Source organism: Sphingomonas psychrolutea, assembly GCF_014636175.1.
In the GTDB taxonomy this organism is placed as follows: domain Bacteria; phylum Pseudomonadota; class Alphaproteobacteria; order Sphingomonadales; family Sphingomonadaceae; genus Sphingomonas; species Sphingomonas psychrolutea.
This window is the reverse complement of the sequence record NZ_BMDW01000003.1, coordinates 263,759-273,199: the sequence shown is the minus strand read 5'-3', so window position 1 is coordinate 273,199 and position 9,441 is coordinate 263,759. Positions and strand designations below refer to the sequence as shown.

Annotated in this window: 10 protein-coding genes and 2 tRNA genes; 5 read left to right on the top strand and 7 right to left on the bottom strand. The window is 64.5% G+C overall.

The genetic code is table 11. The features are described 5' to 3' along the window. Positions 1-212: 212 nt before the first annotated feature. The 4 genes from IEV62_RS04175 to ald form a co-directional block, all read right to left on the bottom strand. A tRNA-Pro gene (locus tag IEV62_RS04175) sits at positions 213-289 on the bottom strand. 15 nt (positions 290-304) lie between these two features. Further along, the gene (locus tag IEV62_RS04170; RefSeq protein ID WP_188445597.1) at positions 305-1,555 is read right to left on the bottom strand and encodes a S1 family peptidase; all 1,251 of its coding nucleotides are present in this window, start codon (positions 1,553-1,555) and stop codon (positions 305-307) included. 6 nt (positions 1,556-1,561) lie between these two features. Then, complete coding sequence (locus IEV62_RS04165; protein WP_188445596.1) at positions 1,562-2,032, bottom strand: DUF3237 domain-containing protein; 471 nt, start codon at positions 2,030-2,032, stop codon at positions 1,562-1,564. 4 nt (positions 2,033-2,036) lie between these two features. Further along, entirely contained in the window at positions 2,037-3,143 is a 1,107-nt protein-coding gene (ald, locus tag IEV62_RS04160) for an alanine dehydrogenase (protein ID WP_188445595.1), read from the bottom strand. Positions 3,144-3,305: 162 nt separating this feature from the next. Here ald and IEV62_RS04155 point away from each other — a divergent pair, with 162 nt between their 5' ends. The 5 genes from IEV62_RS04155 (at position 3,306) to trxB (ending at position 7,486) form a co-directional block, all read left to right on the top strand. Next, entirely contained in the window at positions 3,306-5,252 is a 1,947-nt protein-coding gene (locus IEV62_RS04155; protein WP_229732806.1) for a potassium transporter Kup, read from the top strand. Continuing rightward, positions 5,249-5,770 carry a 2'-5' RNA ligase family protein gene (locus IEV62_RS04150; protein ID WP_188445594.1) on the top strand — a complete coding sequence of 174 codons (522 nt, stop codon included), beginning with the start codon at positions 5,249-5,251 and terminating at the stop codon, positions 5,768-5,770. The genes IEV62_RS04155 and IEV62_RS04150 overlap by 4 nt, the downstream gene beginning before the upstream one ends. 65 nt (positions 5,771-5,835) lie before the next feature. Then, a tRNA-Met gene (locus IEV62_RS04145) sits at positions 5,836-5,912 on the top strand. A 116-nt stretch (positions 5,913-6,028) separates the two neighbouring features. Continuing rightward, on the top strand, positions 6,029-6,406 hold the full coding sequence (locus IEV62_RS04140; RefSeq protein ID WP_188445593.1) for a VOC family protein: 378 nt from the start codon (positions 6,029-6,031) through the stop codon (positions 6,404-6,406). A gap of 114 nt (positions 6,407-6,520) precedes the next feature. Next, a complete protein-coding gene (gene trxB / locus IEV62_RS04135; protein ID WP_188445592.1) occupies positions 6,521-7,486 on the top strand; it encodes a thioredoxin-disulfide reductase in 966 nt (321 codons plus the stop codon). A 169-nt stretch (positions 7,487-7,655) separates the two neighbouring features. Here the strand turns inward: trxB and IEV62_RS04130 are convergent, their stop codons facing one another. The 3 genes from IEV62_RS04130 to IEV62_RS04120 are packed head-to-tail and all read right to left on the bottom strand — an operon-like array spanning position 7,656 to position 9,424. After that, entirely contained in the window at positions 7,656-8,447 is a 792-nt protein-coding gene (locus IEV62_RS04130; protein WP_188445591.1) for a hydrolase 1, exosortase A system-associated, read from the bottom strand. Further along, positions 8,435-9,142 carry an alpha/beta hydrolase family protein gene (locus IEV62_RS04125; RefSeq protein WP_188445590.1) on the bottom strand — a complete coding sequence of 236 codons (708 nt, stop codon included), beginning with the start codon at positions 9,140-9,142 and terminating at the stop codon, positions 8,435-8,437. The genes IEV62_RS04130 and IEV62_RS04125 overlap by 13 nt, the downstream gene beginning before the upstream one ends. Before the next feature lie 9 nt (positions 9,143-9,151). After that, complete coding sequence (locus IEV62_RS04120; RefSeq protein ID WP_188445589.1) at positions 9,152-9,424, bottom strand: acyl carrier protein; 273 nt, start codon at positions 9,422-9,424, stop codon at positions 9,152-9,154. Positions 9,425-9,441 lie beyond the last annotated feature (17 nt).

Sequence of the window (9,441 nt, the reverse complement as noted above, 5' to 3'; positions counted from 1 at the left end):
CTCCATCGTCCGCCACCGCCTCCGCGGGACCAAACCTCAGCGCACGCGCGCTACCTCACCGCAAACTCCACTGCCGCGCAGCGGCTTCGTGCTCTGGGCGAAAGCGGTCATACACAAAAAATCGGCCGACGCGCCTTGGCCTGTCAAGCTTGCTGTCAATTTGCGGCCAGATCAAACCGCTAAGTCTTTAAAACATAACGATTTTAATGAAATGGTCGGGGAGACAGGATTCGAACCTGCGACATCCTGCTCCCAAAGCAGGCGCGCTACCGGACTGCGCCACTCCCCGACGCGAGCGACGCGCTTAGAGGGGCGCGGCGGTTAGTGCAAGCGATGGATCGACGCGCAGCACCGACCAGCCTGGCGGCAGATAATCGAGCGACATGTAGAAATAGAAAGCACACGATCCGTCGGCGCGATAGCTCGCACCCTTCAGAATGCCGAGCGCGGTGGTGCCGCTAAACACTGGCGATCCGCTGTCACCACCCTTGCAGGTGGGGCCGGCAACGGTCACCCAGGTGGGCAGGCACGGGCCGCCGCACAGGTCGCCCGCAGGCGCGAAATCAGTCAGTTGGACGATGGCGCAGCTAAATCCGGTGCGTTCGCCGCGATGGCAGACGAAATCGCCGGCGCGGGTGCTGGTGCGGCTGCGTTGCCCGGTCACCGCGCGCAGCCGGGTCTTGGCCGTATCGGCATAAAAGGTCGGGGCCAATGGCGCGGGGGCGGCGTTGATCTGCACGTCGTGATAGCCCCAGCCCCATTGCCCGACAAAGGCGAGCGGCACGCTGGCACCCTGTGGGTCGCGGTAGCTCAACTGATCGAGGCAATGTGCTGCGGTGGTAATGGCGCTGCGCACGCCATCGGTCACGTTGAAGCCGGTGGTGCAGAGATAGCGTTTGCGGTCGTCCGGGCTGACGCCCTCGACGCGCGCACCGCCTTCGGGAAGCGAGGCGGGCGCAAGATTGACGTCGACATGGTTGAGCACGCGAATTTGTACCGGCACGCCGGCAATCGCCTCGAGCCGGGCCTTCAGCACAGCCGTGCCATCAGCGGCATCAAGGCTGCCGATGATGACGACCAGCTCGCCGGTGCGCGGGTCGAGCCCCATGCCTGGTGGCGCGCGCAACGCGGCGCGGATCGTGGCCTGATGGTAGGTCATCGCCCAGATGACGCGCTCGCGCGTGACCTTGGCACCGGTGCGAAACACGATCGGCACGGTCTTGGCGTCGGTCGTCAGCGCTTGTTCGGGCACGGCCTCGCTGCCGGTTAGGTATACCACGATCCGGTAGACCGGGCGATGCTCGATCGCGATCCCGGCCAGGCGATCCCGGTACGTTTCGGCGATGGCGTCGGTGGTGGCGACGCTCGCGTCCTGCGCGCTCAGCCGCGCGCTGGCCTCGGCCTGCGACACGGCGAACTGCCGGGCATATTCCGCCGCATCGCGCTCCAGCGCGTCTGCCTCGGTTTCCAGGATCGGCGCGGGTGATGCCGGGGCCTGCGCAAAGGCGGGCTGGGCGAGCAAGAGCAATGCGCCGAATATGAGACGGCGCAGCATCGTGGTTCAGCCGATCTCGAACAGACGATAGATTGGCCCGACAAGCGTTTGTTCGCCGATCCCGACGACCACGCTATCGTTGAGCCAGGCGTAGCGCGGATCGCCGCATTCGAACCGCGCGATGACGTGCAGCGCATAATCCTCGGCCGGGAGTAGGACCCCCTTGCGGAACTGCGCCATCACCTCGGGCGCGGCGCGCATCGTGCCGTGATAGGCCAGATGAAGCGTCGCGCCGTCATCGGTGGTCAGCGTCAGCCGCACGTCGATGACCAGAGCACCGTCGGCGCGGGTGATGAACCAGTCATGCCCCGGCGCGACGCTCCCGCTCAGCCGCGCACCCTCGAACCGCCCGCCGCGCACCGGCGCGATGCCGCGATGCCCTGCCGCGGTTGCGCCGATCGCCACCACGCCGCCGAAATCCACGTCGAGCGTCAGCGTGGTGAGATGGCGGTGGGGGAGGGTAGGGAGCACCTCCATCGGTTCAGCCGGCCCACGCCTCGAACGGCAGATCGAGATCGTCCGCCACCGCCTTGTACGCGATCTTGCCCTTATAAACGTTAAGGCCGTTGGCGAGGTGCGGATCGGCCTTCATCGCGGCCTCGGCACCGAGATTGGCGAGCTTGAGCGCGAAGGGCAGCGTCGCATTGTTGAGCGCAAACGCCGATGTGCGCGCGACCGCGCCGGGCATGTTGGCGACACAATAATGGATGACGCCGTCGACTTCGAACACCGGGTCCTGATGCGTGGTCGCGTGGCTGGTCTCGAAGCAGCCGCCCTGATCGATCGCAATGTCGACCAGCACGCTGCCGCGCTTCATCGTCTTGACCATTTCGCGCGTGACCAATTTGGGCGCTGCGGCACCGGGGACGAGCACCGCGCCGATCACCAGATGCGCGCTTTTCACCGCCGCCGCGATCGCCGCCTTGCTGGCATAAGCGGTCTTGATCTGGCTGGAGAAGAACATGTCGAGTTCGGCAAGCCGTGCGTTCGAAATGTCGTAGATCGTCACGTCGGCGCGCATTCCGACCGCCATTTGCGCGGCGTTGACGCCCGAGACGCCGCCGCCGAGGATCGCGACCTTGGCCGGGGCCACGCCCGGCACGCCGCCGAGCAAGATGCCGCGTCCGCCTTGTTCCTTCTCGAGATAATGCGCGCCGACCTGGACCGACATGCGCCCGGCCACTTCCGACATCGGTTTCAGCAGCGGGAGCGAGCGGTCGTTGGCGGTGACCGTTTCATAGGCGATGCACGTCGCGCCCGATGCCATCAACCCCTCGGCTTGTGGCTTGTCGGCGGCGAGGTGGAGATAGGTGAACAGTACATGGCGCGGTTCCAGCAGCGCGATTTCGCTCGGCTGCGGTTCCTTCACCTTCACGATCATGTCCGACTGCGCGAACACTGCAGCGGCGTCGGGCAGGATCGTCGCGCCGGCCGCGATATAATCCGCATCCTCGAAATCGATGCCGAGGCCAGCGCCCGTCTGGACCAGAACGTCGTGTCCGGCCGCGACCAGATCGGACACCGATGGCGGGGTCAGCCCGACGCGATATTCGTGATTTTTGATTTCCTTGGGAACGCCTACGCGCATCAGATCGACTCCGGTTTCGTTTGAAACGACTGGAACGTGCGCTGCCACAGTTGGCGTTGCGGGGGCAAGGGGTGCATGCTAATGGGCCGCTCCATCGGGGCCTAGAACGTTGCCGCTATCCATGATCTATCGCCATGAAAATCCGGCAAGAATAGCTGCCGCGTGAGCATCGTTCAGCCAAGCGTCGGCAAAGGGTCCGCCGCGTCCGACGGCGATGTCGCATCCGCTGGCGGCGATCGGCATGGGCCGGGCAAGGATGGCCTCGCCAAACTCGCGCTCGGAGCGGTTGGCATCGTGTTCGGCGATATCGGCACCAGCCCGATCTACGCGCTTCGCGAAACCTTTGCCGGCCACCACAAGCTCGCGCTCGATCAGGAGCATATTTTCGGCGTTATCAGCCTGATGTTCTGGTCGATGATGATCGTGGTGAGCCTCAAATACGTTTCGATCATCATGCGCGCCGACAATAAGGGTGAGGGCGGCAGCCTGGCGTTGCTCGCCTTGGTCAATGGCAAGACCAAGAACAAGCGGTGGTCGCGCGGGATTATCCTGCTCGGGGTGTTCGCCACCGCGTTGTTCTACGGGGATTCGATGATCACGCCGGCGGTGTCGGTGCTGTCGGCGGTCGAGGGCCTCGCGGTCGCGTCGCCGGGGCTGGGCAAGCTGGTCATGCCGATCGCGATGGCGATCATTATTGGTCTATTTTACATTCAGCGCAGCGGTACCGCCCGGGTTGGGCTGTTCTTCGGCCCCGTGATGCTGCTCTATTTCGCAGTGATCGCAACGCTTGGCGTTATCAGCATCGCGCAAACCCCGGAGATTCTCTGGGCGTTCTCGCCGCATTATGCGGTCGAATTCTTCGCGCTCGATCCGCTGCGCGCGTTCCTCGCTTTGGGCTCGGTCGTGCTGGCGGTGACCGGCGCGGAGGCGTTGTACGCCGATATGGGGCATTTCGGTCGCAACCCGATTCGGGTTTCGTGGTTGTTCTTCGTGCTGCCCGCGCTGATGCTGAATTACATGGGGCAGGGCGCGTTGCTGTCGCGGCTCGGCGCGCCGGCACTCGAAAGCCCGTTTTACATGCTGGCCGCGGAAAATTTCCGTCTGCCCTTGGTGTTCCTGGCGACGGCCGCGGCCTGCATCGCGTCGCAAGCGGTCATTTCGGGTGCCTTTTCGGTGACGCAGCAGGCGATCCAGCTTGGTTTCATCCCGCGGCTGCGGATCGAACACACCAGCGCGGCGACGGCGGGGCAGATTTATATCCCGCTGGTCAATTGGGCGCTGCTGGTGATGGTGCTGTTGCTGGTCGTCTTCTTCCGGACCTCGTCGAACTTGACCTCGGCTTATGGCATCGCCGTGACCGGGGCGATGTTGATCGACACGTGTCTGCTAACGGTGGTGCTGTTCAAGCTGTGGAACTGGCCGATTTATTATTCGGTCCCGCTCCTTGCCATCTTCTTCGTGGTCGATGGCGCCTATTTCGCCGCGAACCTGACCAAAGTCCCGTCGGGCGGCTGGTTTCCGCTGCTCGTTGGGTTCATCATCTTCACCTTCCTGACGACGTGGTCGAAGGGGCGACAGCTGATGATCGACCGGATGCGCGAATCGGCGATGCCGATCAAGGTGTTCATCCAATCCGCCGCGACCTCGGCAACGCGCGTGCCGGGGACGGCGGTGTTCATGACCTCCTCCCCTGATGGCGTGCCGCACGCGCTGCTCCACAACCTCAAGCATAATAAGGTGCTGCACGAGCGGATCATCCTGCTGACGATCAAGATCGCCGACGTGCCGTATGTCGCGGAGGGGCAGCGTTGCTCGCTCGAGGATCTGAGCGCCGGGTTCCATCGGATGGTATTGAAATACGGCTTCATCGAGGAGCCCGATGTGCCGGCCGCACTTGCCAATGTGCATCGCTGCGGCGCCGATTTCCGGATGATCGACACCAGCTTCTTCCTGTCGCGGCAGACGCTGCTCGCCTCGTCGCATCCGGGCATGATGATCTGGCGCGAAAAGCTGTTCGCGTGGATGCTGCGCAACGCCGAAAGCGCGATGGAATTTTTCCGCTTGCCCACCAACCGCGTGGTCGAACTCGGCAGCCAGCTCGAAATTTGAGCGAAGCCGCGCCTATCATCGTGACGGCGCTGTTCGGTGCGGCGGATACAGCGTTCTTCGATGCGCTGCGCGCCCGACATTTCCCGCCCGAACGCAATCAGTTGAAGGCGCATCTGACGATGTTCCATCACCTCGCGCCGAGCCTGGAGCGCGAGCTCAAACAGCGGCTGGTGGCGGAGACGAAAGGCGTGCCAGCACCCGCTGCGCGAATCGCCGGGCTGATGTCGCTCGGTCGCGGCGTTGCCTTCCGGATCGATTCGCCAGTGCTGGAGGATGTTCGCGACCGACTCGCCGACGCCTTCGCCACGCTGCTGACGCCGCAGGACCGTGCCGGCTGGCGTCCGCACGTGACGATCCAGAACAAGGTCGAGCCCGCCGTCGCCAAGGCGCTTCAGGGCGAACTTGAGCGCGATTTTCGCCCGCGTGACGTGCGAATCGCCGGACTGGCGACGTGGTGGTATCGCGGCGGACCGTGGGAAGCACTGTCGCGGCACATGTTTGCCCAAGTTCGCGGTTGACCGCTCGGAAACGCATTCCTATAGCCCGCGCCTCGCAACCGTCGGGTTCACCCCGGCGCTGGCATGGCGAAGTAGCTCAGTTGGTTAGAGCACGGGAATCATAATCCTGGGGTCGGGGGTTCAAATCCCTCCTTCGCTACCACCGCATCGACATGCGGTTTCCAAGCACCGATCTCCGGTTTCGCATGGGCCCGAAATGCGGTAGCGCCGCGGCGACGCCGCTGCATTTGCGCGGCGGATTCCAGGGGAGGATTACCCATGTTCAGCCATATCATGGTCGGATCGAATGATCTCGACGCATCACGTAAATTCTACGACGCCACGCTCGGCGCGCTCGGTGCCCGCGCGGCTGGCCCCGGCGATCGCTTGGTCTATATGCATGGCGGCGGCCTGTTCCTGGTGACCAAACCGATCAATGGCGAACCCGCCTGCCACGCCAATGGCGGCACGATCGGCTTTGCCGCAGCCTCGCCCGAGCAAGCCGACGCTTGGCACGCCGCCGGTGTCGCCAATGGCGGAACGCCGATCGAAGCCGATCCCGGCGTGCGCGAAGGGGCATTCGGCAAGCTGTATCTCGCGTATCTGCGCGATCCGTCGGGCAATAAGGTGTGCGCGATGCACCGCATTCCCGCCTGACGCCAGGCGTAACGATATCGGCGGAGCGGCTCTTGCGTGTCGCTCCGCCGCTGTCCATGTAACCGGTCACCCCGCTGCCCCGGATAGCGCGGGACGACAGGTAAGAAAGCACTCATGACCACCCATTCCACCCGCATGTTGATCCTCGGTTCCGGCCCTGCTGGTTTGTCCGCCGCCATTTATGGCGCGCGCGCCGGGATGAAGCCGATTCTCGTCCAGGGCATCCAGCCCGGCGGGCAGTTGATGACGACCACCGATGTCGAGAATTATCCCGGTTTCGCCGACGTCATCCAGGGTCCGTGGCTGATGGAGCAAATGCAGAAACAGGCCGAGCATGTCGGCACCACGCTGATGTACGACACCGTGGTCGAGGTTGACCTGACGCGGCGTCCGTTCCGGCTGGTCGGCGATAGCGGCGACATTTACGAAGGCGACGTGCTGATCATCGCAACGGGCGCGCAGGCCAGATGGCTGGGGCTCGATAGCGAGGAAGCGCTGAAGGGCAAGGGCGTCAGCGCGTGCGCGACGTGCGATGGCTTCTTCTATCGCGGCAAGAACGTCGCAGTGATCGGCGGCGGCAACACCGCGGTCGAAGAGGCACTGTACCTCACCAACCACAGCCCGCACGTCACGCTGATCCACCGTCGCGACACGCTCCGTGCCGAACGGATTCTGCAGGAGCGGCTGTTCGCGCACAAAAACATCACGGTGCTGTGGAATAAGGAAGTCGCCGAGTTCGTCGATGGCGGCGGCACCGCTGGCCTCGTGGCGATCGATCTGGTCGACACGGTGACGGGCGAGAAATCGCGGCTCGACACCGAAGGCGGCTTCGTCGCGATCGGGCATCACCCGGCGACCGAGCTGTTCCGCGGGCATTTGAAGCTCGATGCCGACCATTATCTGTGTGTCGAGACGGGATCGACGCGCACCAGCGTGCCCGGCGTCTTCGCCTGCGGCGATGTGATGGACAAGATCTACCGGCAGGCGGTCACGGCAGCGGGAACGGGCTGCATGGCGGCGCTTGATGCCGAGAAGTTCCTCGCGGAAGCCGAGTTCGAACTGGCCGAGGCGGCGGAGTAATCTGGCTTCCCCGATCCGCGCTTCCCCGCCCACCGCCACCCCGGCGAAGGCCGGGGCCCAGTTGGAATGGCGGAGGCAATGGCGGGCAGTCAGCGGTTACTTCTGCCGCGCTATTGGGCCCCGGCCTTCGCCGGGGTGGTAGCATGTGGGAAGCCGCATATCGCGAAACTCAGCCGTGCCCCAACGCTTCCACAATACGCTCCTCCAACCACCCAGCATCCCCCTCGCGCGCAAAGCTGTGCGACGGTGTGTCGCGCGTGACGGTGGGGAGCGTCAGCCCGGTCCGCGTGATCGCATCGCGATAGGCGATCGCGGTCGCATCGCCGCCTGCGAGCAGGATCGTGGCGCGATCTTGCCAGCCCGATAATGCGGTCGTTAAGCGCAGCGCCAATTCGTTCGGTTCAGTTCGAGGGAGAGAAACGCGAGTCAAACCTTTGGCTAACTTCGCAATATTCACGCCACCGCTGACCAGCCGCCACAGTTCGCGCGGGTCCTTCAGTTTCTCGACATAGCGGCTGCGGATCGCGGCGGCGGGGGGGAGATCGTCGGTCGGCTCCACTATCCACGGATTGGCGAGGATCAGCCGGTCGATCCCGGCGGTTGACCCGAACAGCGCCAGCGCGGTCGCGGCATCGCAATTGCCGAACGCGACCAGCCGCTCGATCCCGGCCTCCGCGCTGAACGTCGCGGCGGCACCGCCGATATCGGGGCCGGACGACAGGAAGCCGCCATTGCTACCCGTCGACTCGCCAATCCCGCGCCGGTCGAAGCGGAACACTGGGATGCCGCGCGCCGCGAGTCGCTGCGCCAGCAACGCCATCCCGCGATGCGCGCCGATGCGGATTTCATTGCCGCCTGAGACGATCAACAGCCCGGTCTTGCCGGGGGCCCCATTGTCGGGGGTGTCCAGCGTCCCGAACAGCGTATCGCCCGCGCAGGGGAAGCACATCACCCTTCGCATGTTGCGATCCAGTCGGCGATGTCCTCGGCAAGCAGCGCGGCGAGGATGCGGTCGTTATCCGGCTCTGCCCGCCGCCAGAGCGGCGTGCCGGGGACGTGGCGGTCGGCGGGTTTGGGGTCGGTGTCGAGGCGGACGGTGCGCAGGGGAACGCCGGGTTCGTCGTAAAGCATCGCACCTTGCAGGTCTGCGGCCATTGCGCTGGAAATGGGATTTCCAGCAATCACGACCGGATTGTTTGATCCTATCAGCGCGTAGATGCTGCTTCCGGAAGGGATAGCGTTTCCGGCAAGTGCAATGCGGAGCAAATCTCGCATGACGTCCTCACCCTCCTGTGGGGCGAAATGCCAACGACCGAAAAACAATCCGAGCGGATTGAGGAGTGCGCCACTTCTAATTCCAACCGCATACGGGCGTCCGACTGTACCAACCTTCGCTTCTACCCCCTCCATAGCTTCGCGCATGCGTAGAAGCGTCATGTCCGCCAGCGGAACCACGCTCTCCCCCTGTCCCGGCAAATCCGGCAGAACGCTCGCCACGCCGCGTTTCGCGAGCGCGCGGCAAATCGTCACCGCGAACGCCCGCGTGCGATTGGCTTCCTCGAACAACGGGAGCGCGACGACCGCGACGGGGCCAGTCGCAGGCCCGAACCGGAGCATCGCCTCGCGGCCTCCGCTCCAGTCATAATGGTCGATCAAGCCGCCATCTCAGCGCGGCGCCTTCGCCGCAGCAAAGCGGACCAGCGATCCGAAGGTCTCAAGCATCTCGCCATCGACCTCGTCATCCTCGATCAGGATGCCGAGCCGCTCCTCAATCTCGGTCAGCAACCCCGCCACCGCCATCGAATCGAGCTCGGGCAGCGCGCCGAACAACGGGGTTTCGGCGTTAAACCCGGCTACGCGCGCCTCGCTCAGGCCAAGCACGTCGCGCAGCACCGCGCGCACGGTGGAATCAATCTGGTCATAATCGTCAGTGCGCAAGGCGAGCCCCGTTTTCG